This is a genomic window from Aphanothece stagnina RSMan2012, assembly GCF_046764815.1.
In the GTDB taxonomy this organism is placed as follows: Bacteria; Cyanobacteriota; Cyanobacteriia; order PCC-6307; family Cyanobiaceae; genus NIES-981.
In genome coordinates this window covers 1-24,405 of the sequence record NZ_JBKOUC010000020.1, presented here as the reverse complement: position 1 = coordinate 24,405, position 24,405 = coordinate 1, and the positions used below count along the sequence as shown (strand labels likewise).

Below are 24,405 nucleotides of genomic sequence, written 5' to 3'. Positions count from 1 at the left end.
TCATACGTTGATTCATTATTGCCAAATTAGCACGGGTTGGCTTGAGCCAGGTTGGATTGATCCGATGGTACGGATGGGCCATCCTGGCCGTCCGCGGTGAATCCGAGTGAGATCGGGGAGGCTTGCACTGCTGAAGGTGGTGAACCCCGCCTCAAGCCGCCCAGCCAGTTGCCAGGCCCAAGCATCGGGCGTCACGCCGGCGTCAGGGTCGCCAGTGCCCGACGACAATGCTCCGCCGAGATGCCCCCCTCCTCTCTCCAGCAGGGCTGCATCATCCTGGAGAGGCTCAACATGGCCGCCGCCTCAGCCAGGGCCCTGTGCTGGTGCCACTGTGGCTGTTCCCGCTGCTGGAGCTTCGGCTGGTCCTGCACGTGCCTCATGTCCATCTCCTGCTGAACGACCAAGGTCAACAGTGACTGTGCATGGGCAACCTGGCCAGAATGGCCAGATCGGTGTGAAGGATGCAGGCGGCCTCCAGCACCGCCCGCTTCAACTGCTGACCACATGGAGCTGGCCATGGCATCGTGGCGAATCAAGCATGACCAAGCTCGGGCTGGCGGCCAATCCACAAGCCTTCAAGGCGTCTCAATCGCGTCACTTCTTATAGACACTGCCGAGGTTAGTTTCCAAACGAGGTGACATCAAACGACACTATCTCATCCCGATAACGGGCCAAAACAGATTGCAGGGCAGCATAGGCCGGGAACTTTCGTGAGTGACCAACAACCTCATCCAGGGATTTGTCAATCTTCACGACCAACCTTGTGATGAGCCCGGAAAGCGAGTAGATGGAATCAAATTTTGTAAGGTTGAAATTCTTGTCGTGGAGAAAAGTCATCGCTCCACGCCATGCCCTACCCTCCCCAGACGCAGAAGCCATTACGATATTATCCCAGTCTCGTACAAGCTCAGTCATTCGGCTGGCCTTGATCTGGCGACCAAGAATTCTGTCTAACTTGGCCAGAAATGACGCCCGATCTACTTCTTGGCTGCTACACATATCCTCATAGAGGACATGATCGCAATTGCGGCCTTGAGCCTTAGTTCTATAATACAAACCCAAAAGCTCAAACCACTTTTCATACTGAAGATCAATGGCTTTCTCGCAAAGCAGGGCGAGCTCGTCAGCATCCTGAGGCAATCCTGTTCGACTTCTTGCCTTATCCAACTTGCCGAGGACATGGGAGGCGATGCAATAAAGAGGGTTTCTCGTTAACAACAAAATGCCTCTTGGATCCACTAAGTGCTCAACAAACAGGCACCGTACCTCGTCAGCACTGTGCGCCTTGTAAGCAACGATCCGGCTTGCATCTACATGAGCAAGAACATCTCCGTAACCCTCTAGACCATACGAGTTGTTGACCAAGGGAACGTCACGTGAGTTATCCATACAGCCCTGCGTTGCGCATCCCGTGACGTACTCAATGATGAAGCGACAAAGATGATTGCCGGATCGCGGAAAGCTCGCAAGGATGAGGGGTCTCATTGGATTTGTGCCAGGGACAGAGCCGAATCTACATAAATACAATAAAACATACTCACCGGAAAGAGAATAAAAGAAGTCCCAAGAGGCCGAGGGCCTTCAAGCCCTCAAGCCGCCTAAGTCAAGGGGAGTTTACTATAGGAATACATGGCGGCTTTAGGCCTCATGGCTTGGTACTCTACAAGAAGCTTACTGGCAGTCCCTGTCGAAGTGAACGTCATCAACTGAGCCTCTCGTTTTAGGAGCCCTCAAAACGAGCAACTTGACACAGGAACGTGCTGTGATCGGCAAGCGAAGTCTAAAACACGCTACAGATTCCCAGAAGGGCTCACGCACCAAGGAGAATGTCCATGTGTGGAAAAGACGCAAACCATTTCCACCTCGACTTTCTCGCATGAATCAAACACATCTAACCATGCCAGGAAGAGGGAACAAGACCAACGAATTCGCCGAAGACAAATTCATACACGTGTGACAGTCCAGCCCTAACATTGCGCCAATCCTCTATTTCAGGCCTTGGAAGCTCATCACTCTTATTAGGGTTAGCATCTAATACAAAGTCAAGCTTCTCCATCTCAAGGAATAAAGCGAGTCTTTGAACCTCCGCACTATCAAACAGGGTCTCATAAAAGCCGAAGAAGACATCCTCTCGCGGGAAGGCCGCCAACAAGTTCTTGACTGCGAGATCATACCTGGCTCGCTCAGAATACTGAGGGACATGGAGGCTATTTCGGAAGAGGTCGTAAGCACTTTTGTTGCCACCACGATTCGCACTTTTCATTGCCTCCATTTTGCATTGCGACCACATCCGCTCTACTGGTTCACGCATGAGAAACACAGCCTTAGTTCGATAAGGGATAAACTCTCTTATGTGGCGCAGCTCAACATCGCTCAGTATTGAATATGATGGAGTTATTTCGCCCAAGACTTTATGATGGGGCTTAAGCCGCCTACGAAAGAAGGCCAAATAGTAATCCTCTCCACATTCCATCGCAATTCTCTCAAATGCATCACTTTTAATCATCTTTTCCCCGTGCTGCTTTAGGAGCTTCTCAAGCTGAGCGGCCCTATTTATTGGCCTGAAGAAGCCTGGATGAAAGCGGCGGTCCCAATAATGAAGCTCCTTGATTGGCGACATCATGACCTCCCTCTGAGCTGCAAGCTGCTTATAGAGCCAGCTAGTGCCACATTTTTGTGCACCAACTCCAAGGAGAAAGATTGGTTCGTTCGCCATTGGTCAATACGCCTCAGAGGTGGGACCACAATTTGGTCGAATTGCCCAAGGGTCCTGCAGAAGTCAGTGTAGGAGAAGACATGCCCATGAGTCAATTTACTGGGGAGGAAACTACTGAAACTCCAAAAGAAGATAAGACGATGTGTGGTTCAGAGCATTAGAAGCAAAGAGATGAGCTCTTGGCCATAGTCTTAAATCTTAAGTCGCATTTAATTTCCAACTGTGCAGCGCTACTATATTGTTCCAGTCGACAAGGAGATGCGAGGAAACTTGCGTCTCGATTCAGCAATTCATGCCGGGAGATTAAGCCAGGTTGAGCCGAGTGATGCCATCAGAAATGCTGCCTATAAAGACTTGATGCTATTCAGCTAACTGGCGCTGGCTGATCATGCAGGCTTTATCAATCGATCGCGGCAGCAGAAGCGAACCAATCAGTCGTTGGCTCTTCCCCGTGCAGATTCCTGCGATCTACTGCACCAAATAATTGGCATGATTATCTACAAGCTTCAAGCCTGCCGCTGCCGTACAGCCTGAGCCAGCCGGGAAGGGCCCAAGGTCTACCCTTGACAAAGCGAGAGTCTTCCATACTATAGCGAGAATTGACACGTCAACTCATACATGGAAAGGTCTAGGGCCTTGAAATCAGATCGTTCACAGAAAATAAGAGAGCGGGAGACTCCCCTACTCCAATCTCTGCTCCCTCGCTGGATGCGAAAGGATAAATACAATCGTCGAGGTGTCAAGCCATTCTCCATCACCGGGGAGGGATTCATTAGTAAGCCCAGCAAAGCGGGTCCAATCGGTCGCGGAGGCAATTATATCGAAAGAGGCTCTGGGGCTGCGCTGTTCTTGTTAAAACAAGGAGGCGCAAATGTCCCTGTTGTCAATGGTGCCCCCGGGTCAAGGTATCTGTCCTTCAGTACCAATGGTCGCGGCAGTGATCGCGATCGCTCCGAGTATTCTCCCACTCATTATGGATTCAAGAGCTCCGGATATTACAAGTTTGGCAAGTCCTATAATCTCAGCTTTGACCTTCGCATTCCCAACAGTTCTTCTGCCACAAAAGGATTTTATTACTTGGCTCAGTGGTGGCAGGGTAATGGTGTAGGACCTGTTGCTGGAATAAGGCTCAAAAGGGGAACTTCGCATACACTTCAATTTGTCAAAAAGGGTACCGCTCCTGGCGCACCCAGAGGTGTGTCAATAACGGATGTGATTACAAATTACTCTCTGAAACCAGGGGCATGGCAGCGGGTAAGCATCAACTACAACATTGATCCCTTGAATAGTGGATTCTTCAATATTGCAGTCGACGGAAAGGAGATTGGTCGATTTAGTGGAAATATTGGATCAAGAAAGCCCCCGTTCAGCTATAGGGTAAAGTTTGGCATCTACAAGCAGAGCGAACAGTCCCTATTCCAGGCGGATTTCGACAACATTGTGCTTTCCTAAGAATTCTCTGGGCAACAGGGGGGGGGTAGAGAAGCAGCTGAACAAGCGCCTCACCGCCCCCCCCCCGAGTTCAAGGCCAGGGTCGCCAGGGAGGCGATCAGTGGCCGCAAGACGATCCAGGAGATCGCCGCTGATCACACCATCCATCCGATCCAAGTGTGAGGTGGGTGAGCAATCCCATGCGCCGCATGGATTTGCTTCCCCTGCCCGGTGGATCTCAGACTGGTCATGGAAGTGGGTCAGATCTCGGCGATTGACATTAGCCACATCTCCCTCCAGAAAGGATTTCTGTACCTGGTGACGATCGTTAATCTCTTTTCTAGTCATATGCTCAGCTGGAAACACTCCAAGAGCCTTGACACGGAATTCTGCCTGTAGGCTCTGAATATTGCGTGGAAACTGGCCGCAAGCCTCAGAGCTTCCACTCCGACCAGGGATGCAGTTCACATCGACGGACTTCGTGGCCAGGCTGCAGCAATCCAACAGCAATCCAATCTCCATTCAGATGTGCCGGCGTCGACACAAGATGGGCAAAGGCAGCACAAACAGCGCACAGCCCTCAGCTGAATATAAACTCCCGAGACACTTCGGACCTGCCATCAAAACAATGGCGCAATTCTGAGTCGTTCCCTTCCATCTCTCGAAGTCGCCGATCCCGGTCCGACATGATGTAATATGCGAATCAAGTCAACCCTGTGAATGGAGTTAGGGCATTGGCAGTGGCAAAGTCAAAAACTGGCCCATCCCAGAAATCCAGTAAGGGCAAGCGATCCAACCGGTGGTTGGCACCGTTGCGGCGGTTCACCAGATTCCTCACTCTGAGACCGAAGCGCTCACCGCATCAACGCTTGGCTGAGCTGCTCGACCAACCCGCCAAGCGCACGCCTCAGGAATGGAAGGCCTGGCGCAAGGCCACCGTGGAGCGTGTCAAACAGCTGCTGGCCAGCAACAAGGGCGTTGTGGCGGCCCGGGAGCTCAGCCGGGCCATGCTGCAGGATCCCGAGTTCCCCGTGTTTCAGGAGCTGATGCAGGAGGCCATCAGCATCAAGCTCAAACGCGATGTGAAGGCTGGCCAACCGGATCCCTGGGCCGATCTCCCCAAGGACCTCAGAGCCCAGGCCCTGCAGCTGGAGGGGTTCCAGCTCTATGTGGAGGAAGTCGAGCAGATGCTCAACAAGGCCGGCTTCCCCCAGCTTCCAGCTCCCCGACCCAAAGCGAAGTAGCCCGGCCGTTCACGTCGACGCGCAGTCCGTTTCACAGAGCCCCAGCAGCGTCTCCGCCCGCGCTTCGAACGAGTGGTTCTGCGCGGTGATCCGGCTCAGCCTCCTCAGCAGCCCAGGGCTCGATCGGCACGCCAGGACCCGCTCCAGGGTCGCTGCGGGCTCGTCTTCAGGCCCGTGCACGAGCACCCCCGCACGGAGTTCCTCGGGGCAGCCGGGGGCCATGTCGGTGATCACCGGCACCCCGCAGGCCAGCACATCAAAGACCCGGTTGTTGAGGTAGCCGAAATCGCGCATGGCGCCGTGGTGATCATTCAGCACCGCCAGGCTCTCGGCATAGAGGCCTGGCAGGGCATGGTTGCTGATGCTGCGATCCTGCACCTCGATTCCATAGGCCTCCCAGCCGCTGCCGATCACCGTCAGAGGGAGCCCGCTGCGAGCGAAGGCCCGCACGATGGGACGGTCAACCCCCCGGGTGTTACCCACGAACAGCAGCCCCCGGGAAGGCCACAGCGGCGGGCCTGGCTTGCGGAAATCGGTGGCCTGCAGAAGCGTGTGGGTGGGCTTACCGCTGAGGTAGGCCAACCGCTGGCGATCCTGGGCGGAGGCCACGAACAGCCGATCGTAGGCCGCCAGTTCTCGACCACTGACATCGAGCGGCCAGCTGATCTGCCAGAGCAACCGGGTGCGATAGGACGCCTGGGCCAGCCACTCCGCTTTGGGCCGGAACTTGCCGCGTAGCACGAGCAGGCCTGTATCAGGGGGTGGCGCGCTGGCGCGCTCGTAGGTGTCCCGGAACAGCAGCCGGCTGCCCACCCCCCGGGTTCGAAGCGCGCGCTGGAGGCTCTGGGCAAAGGCCACGTCGCCCCATCCCGCCAAACCGCTCGGATCACTCGGCGCTGCCACCAGCAGATCGAGATGTCTCAAGCGGGGCGCGAAGATGGGGCTCCATCCTCACCCGCCTGGCCGCCCTGGACGTCCATACGCGCCTCAACCTGGAGCTGCTGCTGCACCGCCACTACAGCCTGCCCGGAGTACGCCGCTATGCCTTCACCCCCGGGCTGGATCGGATGCTGCTGGTCAGCATCGGCTCGTGGCCAGCCGATCCGTCGCCTGGAGTGGTGATCACCTCCCCGGAGCTCCGTCCTCCGGAGGCCCGTCCATTAGCCCCTGACCTGGAGGACGCCATCGGCCTCCTGCCGCTCAGCTGGGCTCGGGGCCTCGCCCAAGACAGCCCGCTGCGGACCGCGGCGGACTGGTTGGCGCATGGATCGAGCCCCTTGAGTCTGGCGGCGCTTCCCTGGTCGTCCTGCAGGGACACGGCTGCCAACCTGCCAGCCGTGGAACCCCTGGTGGAACCACGGTCAGCGTCCGCCCTGGCGCAGGAGGTGGACCGTTACCGGCAGACCCTGCTCGCTCCTGCCGCCAAGGACGCCGAGATCGCCGCCGTGCTGGATGGGCTGCAGCGCGAGCGGCGTCTGCGGCATCGCATCGACCCGCGATGCTGGCCTGGCCAACGCTGGCGGCCCGCTCTCGAGCCCCGGAAGTGGCTGGAGGCTGGGAGGGAGTGGAGCCCTGAAGAGGCCGACCAGCTGGCGGCCCTGCTGCATCAACTGCCCGAGCCCGAACAGCCGTTCTTCGCCGGCCAGCTGGCCGAGGCCCTGCCCGCCTGGCTCGCGGCCGAACCCCAGCAGGCCTGGCGCTGGAACCTGGTCGCAGCGGTGATCGGCGGGTTCAACACCCGGGATCCGGCCCTGCTCGAACAGGGTCGGAAGCTGCGCCAGCAAGCCGTCAGCCTGGCCCTCGCGCTCGAGGCCCCGATGGATCGCGCCACCCAGCTGATCCGCCTGCTGGATGTGGAACTCTGTGCCGAAAGCTCCGCGGCCCTCACCAGGCTGGCGGAGGCCATCGACAGCGTGGGCGAGCAGATCGAGCAGGCCTCGACCAGGGGCGATGGGGCGCGGCGACGACTCCTGCAGCGTCAGCTGGCCGAGGCCCTGCGGGGCGCTGGCGGCAATCTCCAGTTGATGCAGCAGGTGGCCTTGAACCTGAATCCCGTCAGTTGCAGCCAGCTGCCCCAGCGGCTTCAGCCATCGGCCTGCCTGCAACTGCTCAAAGGCGTGGTCCTGCTGGATACGGCCACCGTGGATGACCTCCCGGAGGAGCGTCAGCAAGCCCTGGTGATGCTGTTCGAGCGGCTGTTGCCGCGGGTGTGGTGGCAGGCCGATCTGTTGCGGGTGCTCCTGCGGGATCTGCGCCGCTTTTGCCTCGACCTGGGTTGGCTGAGCGGCCCCAACGCGGCCCTGCTGCCGGGCCTGCTTCGGCTTCACCGTCACCAGCTGCCTCCCCCGAGTCCCCCCGGGGTCGACAGCGAGGCGGACTCGGATCCCACCCTGGGCCTGATGCGGCTTCAGCTGCTGCTGTTGCTGCGCCTGGGCGGTGCCCTCAGGGATCGGATCAAGCTGTTGCGACGGGTGCAGGAACTCTCCCCCGGAGGTGCCGCGCGCTGCTGGCTGGGCGGCGATGAGGCGCCGTTGCTGGAGGCGGCCTGCGCCGGCCTCGGCAACCACACCGTGTCCCTGCTGAGGCTCTGGGCCCAGGAGCGGGGTGTTCCCGCGTTGCTCCCCCTGCTGCCGGATCAGGGTGGGGTGGCGGCAGCCTTCGACGCTGTGCTGGATCACTGGAGGCGCCATTTTCCCCCCGCTGCGAAAGCCAGGGCCAGCGCCTCGGTGGCCGTGGTGATCACCACCCTGAAGCCCGATCTGAAGCGGCTGGAGCAGGCCTTGGAGTCGCTGTGTCTGCAGACCCTCGTCCCGGCGGAGGTGGTGGTGGTGGATGACGGCTCGCCTGAGGCAGTCGCCGAGGCCCTTGCGCAGCTGGTGGAGCGCTACCGCAACGAGCACCACCTTCCCGTCAGGCTGATTCAGCAGCTCGCCAACAGGGGCCAGTACGCCTGTCGCAATCTGGCGATCGACGCCACCACGGCGGAGGTGATCGCCATTCAGGACGATGATGACCTCTCCCATCCGCTGCGGCTCGAGCGCCAGTGGCAGGCACTTCAGGGCGGAGGCCTGGCCAGTTATGCCCAGCACATCCGGCTCGATGAAACCAGCGGCAAGCCACAGGCCGATGGTGATGGCAGCAGGGTGGTGGGGGATGGCATCACCACCCTGATGGTTCGACGCAGCACGGCCGTGGCCCTGGGAGGCTTCTATCCGGTGCGCTCCAGGGGTGACGTGGAGTTCCGGAACCGACTGCAACGGCGGTATGGCGAAGCTGCCCTGCACTGGCTGGAGCAACCGCTGTACCTGATGCGCGGAGCGCCCACCACCATTTCATCGGGATTCGAATACGGCTGCAGCCTGCGCCTGCCGACCTGGCGCCGCCTGATCCGGGAGGGCTATCTCGCGTGATGCCACGGCATGGAACGGCGACGGAATCGGGCACGCAGGAGGCTTCGGCCGACCGATCGGGTGCTCCGGTGCTGATCGGTCTGACGACCATCCGCGGTCGGGAAGGGGCCCTGAAACGCACCCTGGCCAGCCTGCTGGGCCAGATCCCACCAGGGGATGGGCGGCCCGTGGAGCTGCACCTCTTCCTGTCGCATCAGCCCTACCTGCTGGATCAAGGCTTTGCCGAGACGCCGGCGTTCATCGAGCGGCTGATCCGGCGCTCACGCCGGGCACCGGTGCGGCTGCACTGCCACTTCGTGGCGAACACAGGCCCCTACCGCAAGCTGCTGCCGCTTCTGGAGATGCTCACCGAGGAGCAGCAGGCGCTGGATCCCTACCTGATCACCGCCGACGACGACACGCTCTACCCCCGGGACTGGCTGATCCGCCTGCTGGAAGCCCAGGAACGCCTCCAGTGCGTGGTGGGGTTTCGTGGGCGCCGCATGGTGATCGAGCAGGGCACGATCGCGCCATACCACAGCTGGATCAAGCATGATCCCTCCCTGCTGGAACCGCACCCCCTCACGGTGCCCACCGGCAAGGATGGCATCTGTTACAGGCTCAGCCAACTCCACGCCGGAGTGCGCGACACCGGCCGAGCCCTGGCCCTGGCTGGCCATGCCGACGATCTCTGGTTCAAGCACCACACCCTGATGCTCGGGGTGCCGAGTGCCCTGCTGAACCCATCGCTCCGGCTGGAATTTCCCGAGCTGACGGCCTCCGGACGGCGGATCCGCCCCTCACGCCCGAGCGGCCCGATTCACAGCCTGTTTCTCAGCATCAACAAGAGTGGAGGCAATGATGCTGTACTGCGTCGGCTGGTGGATCCCACCATCTACCCCCTGGTCGAACCATCACCTGAACCGTCAACGGAACAGCCCACCGAAACGTGATCCCCCATCGAGCCGGGTGAAGGCGCCGGCACCCCGTCCACGATCCTCACGGTCCGGCCAGCGAGCCGATGCCGCACAGCCGCGAGCATCGAGGCCTCGGCCGATCCCAGCCACGGGACAAAACCCAGCTGATGGGCACCGTCACACGCCACCCCGCCCTCGGCACTGAACGGGAGCTCCAGCAACACGTGGTGACAGATCACGCCCTCGGGACAGCCAAGAACGGCCAGCCGATGGCGCAAGCCAAAGGGAATCCAGAGGTGCAACGAATGGCTCTGCGCCAGCCGGCGGATCGCCTCCAGCCAGCCGGTGGGCCAGTGCGGCGTCTCAGGCCTTTCCTCAACGAACTGTTCGGCACTGTGAAGAATCAGATGCAGCTCAGCGTGGTCGCCGTCGATCTCAAGCAGCGACGCAGGGTGAACAGCAAGCCAAGCCTGATCACAGGCTGCCGCACCCAGAGGGCTGCCCACATCGGGCGAAGCGAGCTCATGGGCACGGTACTGGCGGAGGCGCTCTGCAAAGAGCAGCTGGCGGTAGTGACGCAACCACAGCCAGTGATCGGTGATCGAGCGCGAACGGGCCCGGGGCTGCTCGTGCCGCAACCAGGGCTTCGGCCCGGCGAAGTGGATCAGGGAGAGGCCCTCGACACAACCTTCCAGATACTGGACCAGATACTTGATGTTGCAGTTGAAGTTGATGGGCAGCAGCTCCAGGGGTTGATCGGCCAGCAATTGATTCCAGATCTTCTGATCGGCAAACCCATCCAACAGGGGACAAGCTGGCTGGCCGGCACGGCGAATCAAGGCAGCGATCCGATCCAGAAATGTGGCTCCGAGCGCCCAACCAGGCAGCGAGAGCACACCGGAATTGATGATCGGGCGCCTGGTGTGGGAACTGACCAGTGCGTAGGGCCTTGCGCCGCAGTCCACCACGGCCCGGAAGGGCTCCCCCGGTGCCCACAGGGGATCGAGGGGGCCGACGATCAGAACATCCGAGTCCAGAACAATGACACGCTCGAAGTTCTGGAGGGAAAAGGCAAAAATGTTGAGGTAGCCCAGCAGGCCGATGCGCTCGCGATTGGGGGAGTCGGTCGGCAGATCAGAGGCCCAGTCAGGGTTCGGGACATCGAAACGAACCCGTGCATAGATGGTGGCGAGCTGCTGCTGGTGAAAAGGAGTCAGCGAGCCATCATGAAAGACGACAAACGGGCTGGAGAGATCCGGATAGATGGCGAGAAGCGAGAGCAGCAACGCTTCCAGGCCCGGATAGAAACGGGCATTGGCCACCGTGACGAAGGCCACAGCCGTTCCGGGGTTCTTGGCCTCCAACTGACCCAGGTGTCGCTCGGGAAACCAGTGCCGAGGCTCAATGGGCGATAGATCGTCGCCACCCAGGGAGTGAGGCTCGTGCTCGGGTGCATCCGAATGCCAGCAGGCCAGATCGAGCCGTCCATAGGGAGGCTCCAGGGGCCGCAATCGCTCTGCCGTGAGCTGATCCTTGAGATGCTGAAGTCGCTCGCGTAAGCGATCACGCTGGAGACGAGCGGCATCGCGTTGGGAACGCAACCGCTCGATGTCGTCCTGACTTGGTTGACGGCGCCAAAACAAGCGCTGTTACTGCCGGCGGGTGATGCCCAGAACGAAACTCGCCATCCCCCAGCCGACCAGGATCAGGCCAACCATGGAGAGGAAACCCTTCCAGCGCCAATCCAGGGACTGCATGGCCGGGACTTCGGGATTGCTGAGCAGGACAAGAAACTTGAGCTGGCGTTGACTTTCGAGCCGGCTGTTATCGGCGGCCAACTGGGCAGCCTTCACAGATGCCTCAGCAAAGGCGACTTCCGTTGTGAGGTTTCTGGACTGGTTGAGCAACTGGTTAAAGTTCATCGCATCAGGCCCAACCAGCTTGGAACGTTCCTCCTCGATCTGATTCTTGAGTTCAATGATCTGGTCAGTCACATAGATGACTTCAGGACTGCTTGGATCCAGGAATTGACGACGCAGCCTACCCTCTTCCACCTGAAGATCGACCAATCGTGTTTCCAATGCCGTGATGTAACTACTGGTGGCAGCAGCACGGGCCTCAGGATTCACATCGCCTTGAGCATCGTTGAACGAGGCCAGATCGAGTTGGGCCTTGGCCAGACGTTGGCGAGCAACATCAAGTTCCTGCTCAGCAAATCGCTGCTGATTACGACTGATATTCTGATTGGAAGTATTCAGAAAGTTTTCAGCTTCGTCGAGGAGAAGACGGTTAAGCTTGTAAGCTGTATCAGCCTTCAAGCCGGTTGTCGTCATCTGAATGACGCCAGTGAGGTCCTGCGGAACAACAGTCACTTGGCGACGGAAGAAAGCAAGCTTTTGGTCAAAGTTTGCGGGCGTTGGCATGCCGGCAAAGGGATCGAAACCTGCCCTGGCATAGCTGACCTCAGGTTCCAGCTTGACGAACACACGCTTCATCACCTCAGGAGAAGTGAGATAGACAGCCAGAAAGCGGCCATCTTCAAGGGATCCCAACATGGTGGGGCCTGCCAGCACTGTGCCTAACAATGAAGGCGTCACACTGTTGGGAGCCTGGGGCAGTCGAACAATGAAGTCAGACGTGACCTGGTAACGGTTACGACCAATAATTCCAAAATATAGAATGCCACCAAGCAGCACGATGGCCGAAATTCGCTTGGGACCAGGCTTCAACCAGCGGAGTTGCTCCCTTGAAAGGCTGGGTAACTGAAGACGTCCAAGCAGGCCAGGATTACGACCTGCACCGCTTCCGGGATCGCCCGGAAGCTGCCCCACATTAGGAAGCTCATCTTCGGCCACACCAATGGCACGAAGAACAGCGGAGAAACTGGCCGTCACTCGAGACGCCAGGCGACGGCCAGCATCTCCAGCCGCAAGGCCCAGGCGAGCCAAACGATCCTCGAAGGAAGCACGAGAGTCATGCCTCGAGGAGCGTCGAGAACGGCCACCCAACAAGGGCGCCGCAGCAGAGCCGTGAGCTTTCATCCTTGGGATCCTAACACGAACAACAATCCCCGCTCACCATTAAAGCGATTCAAAACTCAACTGGCAAGGGCCGACCAGAATATCAATCCTCATCTGAAAGCAGAAGGGATTCATTGTTGTCATAGATAAAAAATCCAATGCCGATCAAAAAAACGGTTGACCAGATAAGGTATGCAGCAGAGACACCAGGTATTGGGTAATCAGAGTTGAAGGAATGTCGCAACAGCTCAATTCCATGGGCTAGGGGGTTCCAGAGAATCCAGCCTCTGAAAATATTTGGAATTGCGCTGATCCCAAAAAAGATGCAGGATGTGAAGAGAAGCAGCCTCCGCACAAGAACCCTCGCGAGGGATGCAACGAATGGTAGGCGATGACCGACGATCAAAGTTACCAATCCGACCCCAAACGCCAGAAGAGATAGCATCAAAAAGTAAAATATTGCCAATCCAGGCTCCTGCACCACAGGCTTCCATTCATAAAGATAGGAACCAAACACGAATGCAAGGAGCAAGACCGCAAAGACCTGCGTGTCAAGTAAAGCCGAACCAAGCAGAGAGTCAATCGGCCTGATTCGGCTGAAATAGGTTAACTTTGCATTCTTCTTAACCCCCGTGAGGGCCTTGATGGCCACCTCCGAAAACATGAAGAAGCCAACGAAACCAATGGCAAGCCAAAGAACTGGATTGATGTAGTCAGGCTGCAAGCCACCTTGGGTACCAAAGAGGCGAAAAGCCATGAATGTTGAGATAAAGACGAGAGGTTCGACGAACATTCCGGCAATACCCATTGGCCCCTTTGAAGAGCGAAGTCGCATATCCCGCTGGGCGATAGCGTTCACGATTCTGATTTGCAACAAGATTTTCTGGATGATCACCGCATCAAGCCCCGAACATCCTTTTGATCACCGAAGCCATCATCAGAAGAAACGTCTCCGCCATTATCATATTGGCGGTAATCAACCAATTCATTCATACTTTCTTCGATCTCTCCCTGGAGATCGGAATGCTGACGAATGGAGCGACTCAGAGAGCGGTCTTTGCGAGCAGTCCGCTCTTCAAGCGCAATCTTATTGCATTCCGCAAGATCACCCTTGAAGACAATTTTACCATCCTTGAGAACAATTCCTTCGTCACAGTAATCCACAGCAAAATTCTGGGAATGAGATGCCTCAGCGATCAGGGTTCGGCCAAGCAGGCGACGATCCACCAGTCGCTTGACCTGCTCCATGAAGGGCACGGCGGCCCGACAATTCCAGCCTTCCCAACGCTGGACGGGGTACACCTCAAACTGGAAGGCAAGACTGACAGCCAACTTGAAGCGATCGCGCATTCCAGATGTGTAGGCCTCTATGGGCTCATCGAAGAGGTCACCGAGGTCGCAGAGTTTCTCGATGAATTCCATCTCCTTCCCATCATCATCCAGCGAACCATAAATGGAGATCAGGAATTCAGCATTCGCCCTTCCTGTTAAGACAGGCGTGAGGGGCATGCGTGATCCGATCGACCAAGAGGAGGTTCCACCCACCAGAATTTCACCACTGGTGACCTGTTCATGGCCAGCCAGGCAGTTCAGAAACGCACGGCTGTTGTCCAGTGTTGGCGCATAGACGGCCAGCCGAGTACCGGGTTCGATGGTGATGGACACATCATCGAGCACCACAACGGATCTGCCCCCTCCCGTCGAAACGCGCTTCGTGACCCTGTCGAACACCACCATGCCGGCGGGGAGTTCATGGGGCAAGAGCTTCGGGGTGACCGTTGGTGGCTTGACGGCCTTCGTCAACACGAGCCAGCCAAACAAACGGCCCCCATGGTAACGGGGGCTGGCAATGGGTTCCACGGTAGGGCGACCGGCTTGATGATCCGCAAGCCGGTCGCGTGGAACCACGGCCATGGCCTTGGCCCAGGCATGGGCTGGCGGGGGCATCGCCAAGCTCACCCCACTGGTCCCGCCGACCCCTGTGGCGCACTGGCGAGACTGCGCTCCCGGTGTCGCCGCAGCCACCCCTCAGCCCGGCGCCGCAGGCCTTTCTGACAGCGACCCTCCAGGCGATCAAGCAATTGGTCCAGACCCAGATGGAGCGCCGGGCTGGCCACCAGAGCCGCCGCAGGCAGATCCGCCCAGACCATGGCCTCGGCTACGAGCACGGCGGAGCCTGACTGCAGGGCCGGGGCCAGGCTCGCCTCAAGGCCAAACGAGAGATGGTTCTGCCACTCACCCAGGCCCTCAACGCGGCTGGCCACCTGCTGGATCAGCAGCTCCGCTCCATCCCAGCAGGCCCTGAGCCGCGTCCTGGGCTGGAGTGTCAGGCCCGCCACGCCATAGGGCTTTGAAACGTAATCGAAGAGGTCAGGTCCGCACTGCTGCAGGCGAGACGGGTCCAGGAGACCTCGCAGGGGGCGGATGGGCCGCCCGAGGAAAGTCTCCAGCTCCTGTTGGCTGACGGGCGGCTCGAGCTCCACCTGGCAGTGGCGCCGCCGTTGCAGCCTCATGGCCGATCCGCCGAAACCGGCTCTGGCCCCCCTGAAGGAAGCAGATCCTCCAGCTCACAGACCGGGAAGCGGTTGATCGCCCGGAGGGCGGCGCGGGCCTTGTCGCGCAGCTGCTGGGTGACCAGTTCGCAGTAGGGCACCTGAGCCAGCAGGTCGACGGTGCGGCGGAGCACACGCACCACGTCTCCCTCATCCAGCGAGGTGTTCGCGATCACATCACTCCAATTGGCTCCGCAGGCCCAGGCATGCACCAGTCCGGTGAGTTCAGGCTCCCACCAGATCGGGAACAGCACCTTGGCGCGTTCCTGTTCTCGCCCGATCTCACGGCGCAGGTTGCGCAGGTCATGGAGGGCCTCCTCCACTGCCGCGGGCGGCGCCCAGGCACACCACAGATCCGGGCGGTTGACCTCGGTGGAGATGGCCTCCAGCACGGCGGCCAGTTCAGCCGGAGCCAGTGCATCCAGATGGCCACTCATCAACGCCAGCCCCAGCCACAGCTCATTGTCACCGCGCAGGGCAGCCACGGTGCGGCCCACCTCGGTGGGCTGGAGGCCGTCCTCACCGGCGAGTGCCCCGAAGTGGCGGAGCACCTCGATCAGGGCCAAAAAGGTGTCCCAGTGCCGGTTGGAGCGGAAATGCAACACCCTCTGCCGCTCCTCCAGTTCGGCCGCCACCTCATCCATGCGGCGGCGGTGGCGTTTGAGCTGCTTGCGATCGCCCCAGCGGTGGGCCGGATGGAGCTCGAGCGCCTCCTCCAGCTGGTGCACCCTGCGGGCCTGCTCCTGCACTTCTCCGGCCAGGTCGTACTGGGGGGTGGCCATGTCGTGGCGCCGGGCCATGGAGGCCACAGCCAGGGCCAGGCCGCCGCTGGCCTGATCGCCATGGCGCAGCTCACCGGCGTGGCGAAGAGCGGGAGCCTCCAGCTGCTGCACCTGGAGGCAACTGAGTTCGGCATGCAGGCTCACCACCGCACTGCAGGGAACCAGGATCCAGACGTTCTCATCGGTGAGACAGAGCAGCAGGGGAAACTGGCCGGAGCCCTGCACCTTTTCCACGATCACCGCCGGGGTGACGCGGCTGCGCAACTGGGGAGCCTTGAGGCTCACCAGGGTGCCCTCACTGGCGAACTGCAGGGCGAGGGTGAGCTCATGGGCGAGGGTTTCCTCCGCCTGGTGCTGAAGGGTGCGCAGCAGGCGCCGCTCCTCCCGCAGGCAACCGCGTTGCTTCTCGTAATCCTCGAAGTCGTCCCAGGGAACCTCACCGCCACCTGACTCGAGCGACGCGAGCTGGGCGCGGAGTTCGCGGATGCGGGCCTCATCCTCGGCCAGGTCGAGGGTGGCGAGATAGCGGCCGAAACTGCGCTCCACCAGCTCCTTGGCCTTGGAGAGGTCATAGCGCTGCAAGAGGTTCAGCACCATGCCGTAGCTGGGGGTGAACTGGCTGACCAGGGGATCGGCCGGCGCCAGCGCCAGCTGGCCCGCCTCGCGCACCCCCTCGAAGCGACTCTGCACCGTGACGACGTAACCCTGGGAGTCGAGCCCGCGGCGGCCGGCCCGGCCGGCCATCTGCAGGAACTCGCTGCCCATCAGGGGCCGGTGGCCACGCTCGGTGCGCTTCGAGAGGGCCGAGATCACGGTGGTGCGGGCCGGCATGTTGATGCCGGCGGCCAGGGTTTCGGTGGCGAACACCACCTTGATCAGGCCCTGCTGGAAGAGCTCCTCGATCAGCTCCTTCCAGGCGGGCAGGACCCCGGCGTGGTGGGAGGCGATGCCGCGCAGGAGGGGCTCCGCATGGCCGTCGCGAACAGCCTCAGGGGAGGCCTCGGCGAAAGCTTCGAGCCTCGCCCGCAGACGGGCTTGCTCCTCGGGACTGACCAGACAGATCTTGCCGAGATCCCGCACCCCCTTGTCGCAACTGCGCCGGCTGAAGATGAAGTAGATGGCCGGGAGCATGTCGCGCTCAGCCAGCTGGGCAATGACGAATGGGAGCGGAGGAGCCTCGGGCTGGGGAGGCTTCGGGGTCTTGGGTCCCTTGCGGCGGTTTCCCATGGGAGCACGCCACACTTTGCAGTTGGGGTGCAGATCGGTGCCGGTCTCGTTCAGCAGGGGATGCAGACCCTTGGCGCTGCAGAAGCTGAACGCCAGAGGGACCGGCCTGTGGTCACTGAACACCAGGCGGGTGGGGCCATGGACCCGGTCGATCCAGTCGGTGAGCTGACCCGCATTGGCCACGGTGGCGGAGAGGGCCACCAACTGAATCGCGGGGGGGCAATGGATGATCGACTCCTCCCAGACCGTGCCGCGCTGGGAGTCGTTCATGTAGTGGCACTCATCCAGCACCACGGACTCCACATGAGCTAAGGGGTCGTCATCCGGATGATCGAACTCCGCATAGAGCATGTTGCGGAAGATCTCGGTGGTCATGACCACCACCTGGGCTTCGCGGTTGAGGCTGAGGTCACCGGTGAGGAGCCCGACGCGTTCGGCTCCGAACTGGGCTCGGAAATCCCGCAGCTTCTGATTGGAGAGGGCCTTGAGTGGCGTGGTGTAGAGCACCTTCTGGCCATGGGCCAGGGCACGGTGGATGGCGTATTCGCCCACCAAGGTTTTCCCTGATCCAGTGGGAGCGCTTACGACAACTGAATTGCCCTGCCCCAGAGCCTCAATAGCCTCTACTTGAAAGCTGTCTAGCGGGAAAGGGAAGACAGCGGAAGCATCAAGCATATACAAAGATTGCGAAGAAAAGTAAAATATGATAAAGCGCCGAACAGCCACTGTTAGGGGTTATTGAGCCATGGGAACCTGCAGCGCAATGACTCAGCGTCAAGCCCCCCTGGCCAGGAGTCTTACTGGGGCGACTGCACAATGACAACTTGAATCTCGTCAGACAGACTCCTCTTGGCCGTGGGACTTAGTGTATCAGGATGGGGTTCCCCCGATTTCGTGGACACCGATCATGGGTTCACAGGGTTGAGTGTACGAGCTGCAATGAACTGCTGCTCATAGTCGATCGGACTGATGTAGCCAATCGTTGAATGGCGCCGTTCGCGGTTGTAGTAACCCTCGATCCAGAAGGCCAGATCGCGCTGCAGCTGCTGGGGTGAGATCAGCGTCTCTCGGTTGTCATCGAGGTCGAGTTCCAGCTTCAAGGTGGAGAAAAAGCTCTCCACCACTGCGTTGTCCCAGCAGCAGCCCTTGGCGGACATGCTGCAGCTGATCTCGTGCTTTTTGAGCAGGACTCGGTAGTCGGTGGCCCGGTATTGGCTGCCCTGATCTGTGTGGAGGAGCAACGTCTCCGGCTCCACCAGACGGTGGCCGAGCGCCCTGTTGAGGGCCTCGATCACCAAGGCAGCATCCATGCGGTGATCGAGCTTCCAGCCGACGACACGGCGGCTGAACAGATCGATCCAGACGGCCAGATACCGCCAGCCCGCCGTGGTGCGGATATAGGTGATGTCGCCCGCCCAACAGCGGTTGGGAGCCGGGGGCAGGAAGTCCTGCTCCAGCAGGTTCTCCACCACCCCAGCAGTCCCGCCGCCGGCCTTGGAGCAGGGCCGGAACGGCTTGCGGGTCCTGGCCTTGAGCCGAGCCCTCTGCATGAGTCGGGCGACACGGTGGCGGCCCACCGGATGGCCTGCAGCGCGCAGCTCCTGGTGGATCCGAGGAGAGCCGTAGAAGCCCCGGTGCTCGCCGAACACCGTCTGGATTTCAGCGGTGAGCCGGGCGTTCTCGGCCGCCCGCTTTCCCGGCGCCTCCTGCCGCTGCCGCCAGGCGTAGAACCCGCTGCGGGCCACACCCAGCTGCCGGCACAGCCAGGCCACCGAGTGCTGATCAGCGAGCTGATCGATCAGGCGAAACCTCTCGGCGGCAGCTGCTCTTTGGCAAAGTGCGCTGCCGCCAGCCTGAAAAAATCCTTCTCCCTCCTGAGTTCCCGGTTCTCCTTGCGGAGCCGGTTGAGCTCAGCGCGCTCCTCGCTGCTGAGCAGGCCCTGGTCGCGGGGGCCGGCCTGGCCGCGATCAATGCGGGCCTGACGAACCAGCGGGCCAGGCTGCTGGAGGGGTGGCCGAGCCTCTGGGCCACGACATTGCAGGAGAGACACTCCTGCAGGCAGAGCTCCACGGCCTCCGCCTTCTGCTGCGCCGTGAACCGGCGCCGGGTCTTGGTGAGGTTGGTCATCGATGAACAGTCTGATGGTCATGGCGTGACCCCTATCGACTTGTCCAGAAAACCGGGGGAACCCCGGGACCTGGAGACTGCTGAAATGGCAGCCCAATCAATGTCCCCCACTAGATCTTCAGCTTTACTGGCGACAGAACAGTTTCATCAAGGGGGCGGTCTCACTTAGTGAGTGTTGCATCATTGATTTCCGCGGCCCCTGGCTGCAGCCGGAGCTCTACTGATCGTCTCCTCGAGGCCATATCATCCGAAAGACGCACATAGGAAAGAGTCGGCCCATGGAAAATTTCTCCTCAGCAAGGAGCGGATTCGCGCTGAGCGGCAGTGACGTGCCCCCCCCAAGCCGGTCCAGGGTGAAAGAGAGTTTTCAGCCAGCCAGACTGGGCCGGGAACTCCACCATGAAACGCACCAGGCCGAAAGCCAAGCAGATCATTCGCAACCTCAAAACCGCCGAGCAGCTGATCGCCCTGGGCAATACCGTCGCCGGCCTCCGTTGCGTGATCGAGGTGACGCAGATGTATCACCGCTGGAGACAGCCGTGTGGCGGCACGCAGGCCGAAGAGGCCCGGCGGCTGACTCATCCGCAGAAGGCCATGCTCTGGCGACAGGCTTCTGCAAAGAGGAAGGACTCAGGCGCAGGGCTGTCTTGATCCTGCAAGAGCGCTCGCTGGCCTCTGAGCAGCTGGTCTGCCGGGTGCGGGCCAACTACCGGAGCACCCAGCGCCATGCGGGCAAGGTCGTCGACCTGGAGGAGGCCAAGCTCTGGCATCATTGCAGCGAAATCGCCGATGAACAGATCCGCTGGGGGCGCCGCATGGCCTGGTTGCTGCTGTGGCATGAGGGCTGGATTGATGAACCACAGGCGGCTGCAGCGGCTCTGGCGAGAGGAAGGCCTGCAGCGGCCCACCCCCAGGAAACGCACGCGGGCACGGCCGGCAGACGGTTCAGTCCGGCGCGAACGGGCTGAGCATCCCCACCAGGCGTGGGCCATGGGCCTTGAGTTCGACGCCATGGGCGATGGGCACAGACTCAACGTCCTGACGTGATCGACTAGCACAGCCGCCTCTGCCTGACCATCAGGGTGGTCAGACGCTGCAAGGCCAAGGAGGTCCTGGCAGAGGGGGGAGCATCTCACCCATCTGTACTCGCCACCAGCGTTTGACCGGTCAGACAACGGCCCTGAATGCATTGCGCAGGCTCTACGGGGCCGGTGCGAGGCCAGTGGTCCACCGGTAAGGCGTACCTCGAGTCGGGAGCGCCGTGGGAGAACGGCTTGACGGAGTCGTATGGGCTCCGCACAACGGCGTCTGGAACAGCCGGCTCAGGGATGAGTTCATCAAGACCGTGCTGTTCAGGACAGCTCCGGATGAGCTGCCCCCCTCTCCTCACCGGCATCTGCATGCGAGACGGAGGGATGGACCGAAAGCGACGCTCGATGGCCGGCCAGGCGATCCATGCCCTGCGCAAGACGATCGTGGAGCCGGCATTGGCTCAGTTCAAGGGCACCCGAGGCTGAATCGGTTCCGATTGCGGGGTATGGAGTTGTTGGATGGTGAATGGGCTCTGATTGCGACGGCAGACAACCTGCCTAAGCTGTTCCGGCAGCCCCGAAGCATAGGGACTCCCCCACTACGATCTGGTCTGGCCTCAACATGCGACAAACTCCTTGACAACGGCAAGGCCGGGGAGGCGTTTGAAGGCAGATCTCCACGCCCTCTCGATTCTGCTCAGCCGGAAAGCAGCGCCGAGTATCGGCTGGGGCGTGAAGGATGGTCAGTACGCCGGCAATGGCTGGATCGCAACCCCCTTGGCCCCGAACCACGACCCCACGGCATAGTCGTGACGATCCCAGAAATGAACGGCCCAATCCAGGCTATGATCAGCGGATAGCTACAACGTCAACACCAAGTGTTCAACGTAGGCCTTCCCGAAGAAGTAAAGAAAAGACTAGGCCTGATGTATTCGGAAAAATGCACGGTCCTGGAATACGGCAGCGGGGGCAGCACCCTATTGGCCCTGCAGGCAAATCCGGAGAATTTTTGCTACTCTTGCGAGACCGATCCCGCGTGGCTATGCAGATTGGCGATGGAAATCGCCCGCCTAGGACTCTCTGAAAGATTCTATCCAGTTTTTCTCGATATTGGCCCCACAGCCAAGTGGGGCAAGCCAGACTTCGCCACTCAGCCATACAATAAACAAAGGGGGAAAGGCATGATTCAGGCATCGCTTGGGCCATGGAAGCTGTTGCGAGAGAGGCAAGTTGATCCAGACATTGTGCTCATCGACGGGCGCTTTCGAGTGGCGTCATTCGTGGCATCTTGCATCTACACAAGAAAACCAACACGGATTGTATTCGATGACTACGCTGACAGACCTCATTATCACTTAGCCGAAAGGCTCGCAAGTCCAACTGAAATTGTTGGCAGAGCTGCCTTCTTCGATATCCAGCCCACAGAATATGATTCAGCGCACATCTTAAGCCTGTATGCCGACTTCTTTGTAGACCCTTCCTGAGGATCACATCGCGGTCGTCAAGAGCTGAATTATCAGCTCAACGATGAGGAATACCTAGTGTGCCGTCCCGGAAATAACATCTAGAATCAGGAGTGTTGCCCGAGGTGCCCAGTGGCGCTTGGTCGTCCGATGCTGCCGCTGGTTCTCAGCGACGACGAGGTTCAGCAACTCCAGGCTCTCGCCAGCTCCCGTTCACTGCCTCACTCCATCGTTCAGCGTGCCCAGATCGTGCTGGCCTGCGGGGCTGGTGAGACCAACACAGCCATCGCCAAACGGATGGGGCTGACGGGCATGACCGTCGGCAAGTGGCGCAAGCGCTACCGGGAGCTGGGCCTGGAGGGACTGCACGATGAGCTCAGGCCTGGCCGTCCGCGCACCTATGAGGACGACACGGTGGCCGAGGTGATCAACCGGGCACTCCAAACCAAGCCAACTGATGGAAGCAGCCAGTGGAGTGCCCGCTCCCTCGCCGCTGCCACCGGAATCTCCAAAACCACCGTGCACCGCTGGCTGCAGACGTTCTCGGTGCAGCCCCACCGGCAGAAGCACTTCAAGCTCTCCACCGATCCGTTCTTTGTAGAGAAGGTCAGGGACATCGTCGGCCTCTACCTGAACCCGCCGGACAAGGCGATGGTGCTCTGCGTCGACGAGAAGACCCAGATCCAGGCCCTGGACCGCACCCAGCCCCTGTTGCCCATGGGCCTGGGCTACGTGGAAGGCGTCACCCACGACTACATCCGCCATGGCACCACTACCCTGTTCGCCGCGCTGGATGTGGCCACCGGTGAGGTGTTCACGCAGTGCAGGCCACGTCACCGGCATCAGGAGTTCCTGGGTTTCCTCCGCCAGATCGAGAAGTCAGTCCCCGAGAACCTGGAGGTTCACCTGATCGTCGATAACTACTGCACCCACAAGCACGCCAAGGTCAGGTCCTGGCTGGCTCAACGGCCCCGCTTCCACGTGCATGACACGCCCACCTACGCCTCCTGGCTCAACCAGGTGGAGCGCTCTTTTGGGATCATCACCCAGCGCGCCATCCGGCGCGGCAGCTTCTCGAGCGTCAAGGAGCTGATCGCCAAAATCGAGCAGTTCGTGGCGGCCTACAACAAGACCAAGGCACCGTTCAACTGGACGGCATCGGCAGACTCCATCCTGGAGAAACTCCAGCGACTTTGCTCGCAAATCTCCGGGACGGCACACTAGGAGTTCGCTGAAAAACCCGGGCAATCCAGCGAAAATGGGGCAACTGTCCAGCTGAGATGCGAGGTCACCGCGAGCACAGCGGCTCCCTGTTCTCGTACGTGTCGATTGAGGAGCGGATTCCAGCCAGTCATCCGCTGCGGCAGATCCGGAAACTGGCGGATCAGGCTCTCGATCGACTGAATCCCACCTTCTGTGAGCTGTACGCCGCAGAAGGCCGGCCCTCGGTGCCGCCGGAACAACTTCTGCTGGCCTCGTTACTGCAGGCGTTCTACGGGATCCGCTCGGAGCGGATGCTGATTGAACAACTCGACTACAATCTGTTGTTTCGCTGGTTTGTGGGGCTGAGCCCTGATGATCCGATCTGGCATCCCACCACATTCACCAAGAATCGTCAGCGACTGCTCAACGAGCAGGTGATGGGCAAGTTCCTGGAGAAGGTCATGGCGGCTCCCGAGGTGAAACCGCTGCTCAGCAACGAGCACTTCTCCGTGGATGGGACCCTGCTGCAGGCCTGGGCCTCTCACGCCTCCCTGGAGCGGATCGACGGAGAGGATGACTCGCCGCCTCCGCCGTCAGGTCCTGGTGAGGGATTCGGGGAGGCCAAGAGTGAAAAGAAGCGGGCCAAGGGCGACTTCCGCGGACTCCGGCTCAGCAACAAGACCCACCGCTCTGGCACGGATCCCGACGCTCTGCTGGCCCGCAAGTCGAATGATCACCCGGCCCTGCCCAGCTATCGGGGCCATGCCCTGATGGACAACCGCCATGCCCTGGTGGTGGATTGCCGGGTGACGCAGGCTGATGGCTACGGCGAACGGGATGCGGCCAAGGAGATGGCAGCCGATCTCCCCGGTCGCCACCAGAAGACCATCGGTGCCGACAAGAACTACGACACCAGAGGATTCGTAGCTGAGATCCGGCGGATCGGCGTCACTCCTCATGTCGCCCAGAACCCAGGCCGCTCCGGTGGCTCCGCCATCGATGGCCGCACCACCTGCCATGAGGGCTACGCCCAATCGATCAACGCCCGCCGAGGCATCGAGAAGGTGTTCGGTTGGATCAAGCAGTTCGGCGGCCTGCGCCACTTCAAGCTGCGCGGTCAGGGCAATGCCAGTGCCGTATTCGGGCTGCATGTGATCGCTTACAACCTGATCCGCCTGGGCAATCTGCTTAGGGGGCGTCCCGCCAAGTGGTGTAAATCCCGAGGAGCAGCACCGGCGTAGCCGGTGCTGGCGGTCTTCTCCTCAAACTCCCTGCGGGGCAATGGGTGGGCCGGTCTGTGAC

19 protein-coding genes and 1 pseudogene are annotated in these 24,405 nt (G+C 60.4%); 9 read left to right on the top strand and 11 right to left on the bottom strand.

All coding sequences use genetic code 11. The features are described from left to right. Window positions 1–619: 619 nt before the first annotated feature. Both ACLNEE_RS12945 and ACLNEE_RS12940 read right to left on the bottom strand, forming a co-directional pair. Window positions 620–1,390, bottom strand: coding sequence for a hypothetical protein (locus ACLNEE_RS12945; RefSeq protein WP_411421989.1), 771 nt, complete (start codon window positions 1,388–1,390; stop codon window positions 620–622). Between the two features lie 502 nt (window positions 1,391–1,892). Next, complete coding sequence (locus tag ACLNEE_RS12940; RefSeq protein WP_411421990.1) at window positions 1,893–2,717, bottom strand: hypothetical protein; 825 nt, start codon at window positions 2,715–2,717, stop codon at window positions 1,893–1,895. Window positions 2,718–3,425: 708 nt separating this feature from the next. Between ACLNEE_RS12940 and ACLNEE_RS12935 the strand changes: the two genes are divergently transcribed. Then, entirely contained in the window at window positions 3,426–4,169 is a 744-nt protein-coding gene (locus ACLNEE_RS12935) for a heparin lyase I family protein (protein WP_411421991.1), read from the top strand. Window positions 4,170–5,017: 848 nt separating this feature from the next. Beyond that, a complete protein-coding gene (locus tag ACLNEE_RS12930) occupies window positions 5,018–5,392 on the top strand; it encodes a hypothetical protein (protein WP_411421992.1) in 375 nt (124 codons plus the stop codon). A 9-nt stretch (window positions 5,393–5,401) separates the two neighbouring features. Here the strand turns inward: ACLNEE_RS12930 and ACLNEE_RS12925 are convergent, their stop codons facing one another. Beyond that, window positions 5,402–6,316, bottom strand: coding sequence for a glycosyltransferase family protein (locus tag ACLNEE_RS12925; RefSeq protein ID WP_411421993.1), 915 nt, complete (start codon window positions 6,314–6,316; stop codon window positions 5,402–5,404). A gap of 194 nt (window positions 6,317–6,510) precedes the next feature. Between ACLNEE_RS12925 and ACLNEE_RS12920 the strand changes: the two genes are divergently transcribed. Further along, window positions 6,511–8,802, top strand: a complete 2,292-nt coding sequence (locus tag ACLNEE_RS12920) for a glycosyltransferase (RefSeq protein ID WP_412007205.1) — start codon at window positions 6,511–6,513, stop codon at window positions 8,800–8,802. 68 nt (window positions 8,803–8,870) lie between these two features. Further along, a complete protein-coding gene (locus tag ACLNEE_RS12915) occupies window positions 8,871–9,734 on the top strand; it encodes a glycosyltransferase family A protein (protein WP_412007204.1) in 864 nt (287 codons plus the stop codon). On the opposite strand, the gene ACLNEE_RS12910 is transcribed toward ACLNEE_RS12915, so the two are convergent. From ACLNEE_RS12910 to ACLNEE_RS12875, 8 genes and pseudogenes are all read right to left on the bottom strand, one after another. After that, window positions 9,677–11,209 (bottom strand): glycosyltransferase, encoded by a 1,533-nt coding sequence (locus tag ACLNEE_RS12910; RefSeq protein WP_412007203.1) that lies wholly within the window; start codon window positions 11,207–11,209, stop codon window positions 9,677–9,679. The two genes, ACLNEE_RS12915 and ACLNEE_RS12910, sit on opposite strands and share 58 nt — an antisense overlap. A gap of 138 nt (window positions 11,210–11,347) precedes the next feature. Continuing rightward, window positions 11,348–12,592 carry a hypothetical protein gene (locus tag ACLNEE_RS12905; RefSeq protein WP_411421997.1) on the bottom strand — a complete coding sequence of 415 codons (1,245 nt, stop codon included), beginning with the start codon at window positions 12,590–12,592 and terminating at the stop codon, window positions 11,348–11,350. 229 nt (window positions 12,593–12,821) lie between these two features. Then, the gene (locus tag ACLNEE_RS12900; RefSeq protein WP_412007202.1) at window positions 12,822–13,613 is read right to left on the bottom strand and encodes an ABC transporter permease; all 792 of its coding nucleotides are present in this window, start codon (window positions 13,611–13,613) and stop codon (window positions 12,822–12,824) included. After that, window positions 13,610–14,632 carry a hypothetical protein gene (locus ACLNEE_RS12895; RefSeq protein WP_411421999.1) on the bottom strand — a complete coding sequence of 341 codons (1,023 nt, stop codon included), beginning with the start codon at window positions 14,630–14,632 and terminating at the stop codon, window positions 13,610–13,612. The genes ACLNEE_RS12900 and ACLNEE_RS12895 overlap by 4 nt, the downstream gene beginning before the upstream one ends. Window positions 14,633–14,673: 41 nt before the next feature. Further along, window positions 14,674–15,231, bottom strand: a complete 558-nt coding sequence (locus ACLNEE_RS12890) for a DUF1997 domain-containing protein (protein WP_411422000.1) — start codon at window positions 15,229–15,231, stop codon at window positions 14,674–14,676. After that, entirely contained in the window at window positions 15,228–17,954 is a 2,727-nt protein-coding gene (locus ACLNEE_RS12885) for a DEAD/DEAH box helicase (protein WP_412007201.1), read from the bottom strand. Before ACLNEE_RS12885 ends, ACLNEE_RS12890 begins: the two co-directional genes overlap by 4 nt. A 230-nt stretch (window positions 17,955–18,184) precedes the next feature. Continuing rightward, window positions 18,185–19,102, bottom strand: a pseudogene (locus ACLNEE_RS12880) (IS3 family transposase); the annotation flags it as partial. Beyond that, window positions 19,062–19,406 (bottom strand): transposase, encoded by a 345-nt coding sequence (locus ACLNEE_RS12875; protein WP_411424573.1) that lies wholly within the window; start codon window positions 19,404–19,406, stop codon window positions 19,062–19,064. The pseudogene ACLNEE_RS12880 and the gene ACLNEE_RS12875, both read right to left, overlap by 41 nt. A 399-nt stretch (window positions 19,407–19,805) precedes the next feature. Between ACLNEE_RS12875 and ACLNEE_RS12870 the strand changes: the two genes are divergently transcribed. The 5 genes from ACLNEE_RS12870 to ACLNEE_RS12850 all read left to right on the top strand — a co-directional run bounded on the left by ACLNEE_RS12870 (window position 19,806) and on the right by ACLNEE_RS12850 (window position 24,344). Next, entirely contained in the window at window positions 19,806–20,057 is a 252-nt protein-coding gene (locus ACLNEE_RS12870) for a hypothetical protein (RefSeq protein WP_411424572.1), read from the top strand. Next, window positions 20,054–20,374 (top strand): hypothetical protein, encoded by a 321-nt coding sequence (locus ACLNEE_RS12865; RefSeq protein WP_411424571.1) that lies wholly within the window; start codon window positions 20,054–20,056, stop codon window positions 20,372–20,374. The genes ACLNEE_RS12870 and ACLNEE_RS12865 overlap by 4 nt, the downstream gene beginning before the upstream one ends. Window positions 20,375–21,315: 941 nt before the next feature. Continuing rightward, complete coding sequence (locus tag ACLNEE_RS12860; protein WP_411424568.1) at window positions 21,316–21,921, top strand: hypothetical protein; 606 nt, start codon at window positions 21,316–21,318, stop codon at window positions 21,919–21,921. Window positions 21,922–22,050: 129 nt separating this feature from the next. Beyond that, window positions 22,051–23,124, top strand: a complete 1,074-nt coding sequence (locus ACLNEE_RS12855) for an IS630 family transposase (RefSeq protein WP_411424567.1) — start codon at window positions 22,051–22,053, stop codon at window positions 23,122–23,124. A gap of 56 nt (window positions 23,125–23,180) precedes the next feature. Continuing rightward, on the top strand, window positions 23,181–24,344 hold the full coding sequence (locus ACLNEE_RS12850; protein ID WP_411424566.1) for an IS5 family transposase: 1,164 nt from the start codon (window positions 23,181–23,183) through the stop codon (window positions 24,342–24,344). The last annotated feature ends 61 nt before the right edge of the window (window positions 24,345–24,405 follow it).

Bases quoted from the DNA above. Each gene is read 5' to 3' on its own strand.
- ACLNEE_RS12945 (WP_411421989.1), bottom strand. From the start codon at position 1,390: ATGGATAACTCACGTGACGTTCCCTTGGTCAACAACTCGTATGGTCTA.
- ACLNEE_RS12940 (WP_411421990.1), bottom strand. From the start codon at position 2,717: ATGGCGAACGAACCAATCTTTCTCCTTGGAGTTGGTGCACAAAAATGT.
- ACLNEE_RS12935 (WP_411421991.1), top strand. From the start codon at position 3,426: ATGCGAAAGGATAAATACAATCGTCGAGGTGTCAAGCCATTCTCCATC.
- ACLNEE_RS12895 (WP_411421999.1), bottom strand. From the start codon at position 14,632: ATGGCCGTGGTTCCACGCGACCGGCTTGCGGATCATCAAGCCGGTCGC.
- ACLNEE_RS12890 (WP_411422000.1), bottom strand. From the start codon at position 15,231: ATGAGGCTGCAACGGCGGCGCCACTGCCAGGTGGAGCTCGAGCCGCCC.
- ACLNEE_RS12885 (WP_412007201.1), bottom strand. From the start codon at position 17,954: ATGCTTGATGCTTCCGCTGTCTTCCCTTTCCCGCTAGACAGCTTTCAA.
- ACLNEE_RS12875 (WP_411424573.1), bottom strand. From the start codon at position 19,406: ATGACCAACCTCACCAAGACCCGGCGCCGGTTCACGGCGCAGCAGAAG.
- ACLNEE_RS12870 (WP_411424572.1), top strand. From the start codon at position 19,806: ATGAAACGCACCAGGCCGAAAGCCAAGCAGATCATTCGCAACCTCAAA.
- ACLNEE_RS12855 (WP_411424567.1), top strand. From the start codon at position 22,051: ATGCTGCCGCTGGTTCTCAGCGACGACGAGGTTCAGCAACTCCAGGCT.
- ACLNEE_RS12850 (WP_411424566.1), top strand. From the start codon at position 23,181: ATGCGAGGTCACCGCGAGCACAGCGGCTCCCTGTTCTCGTACGTGTCG.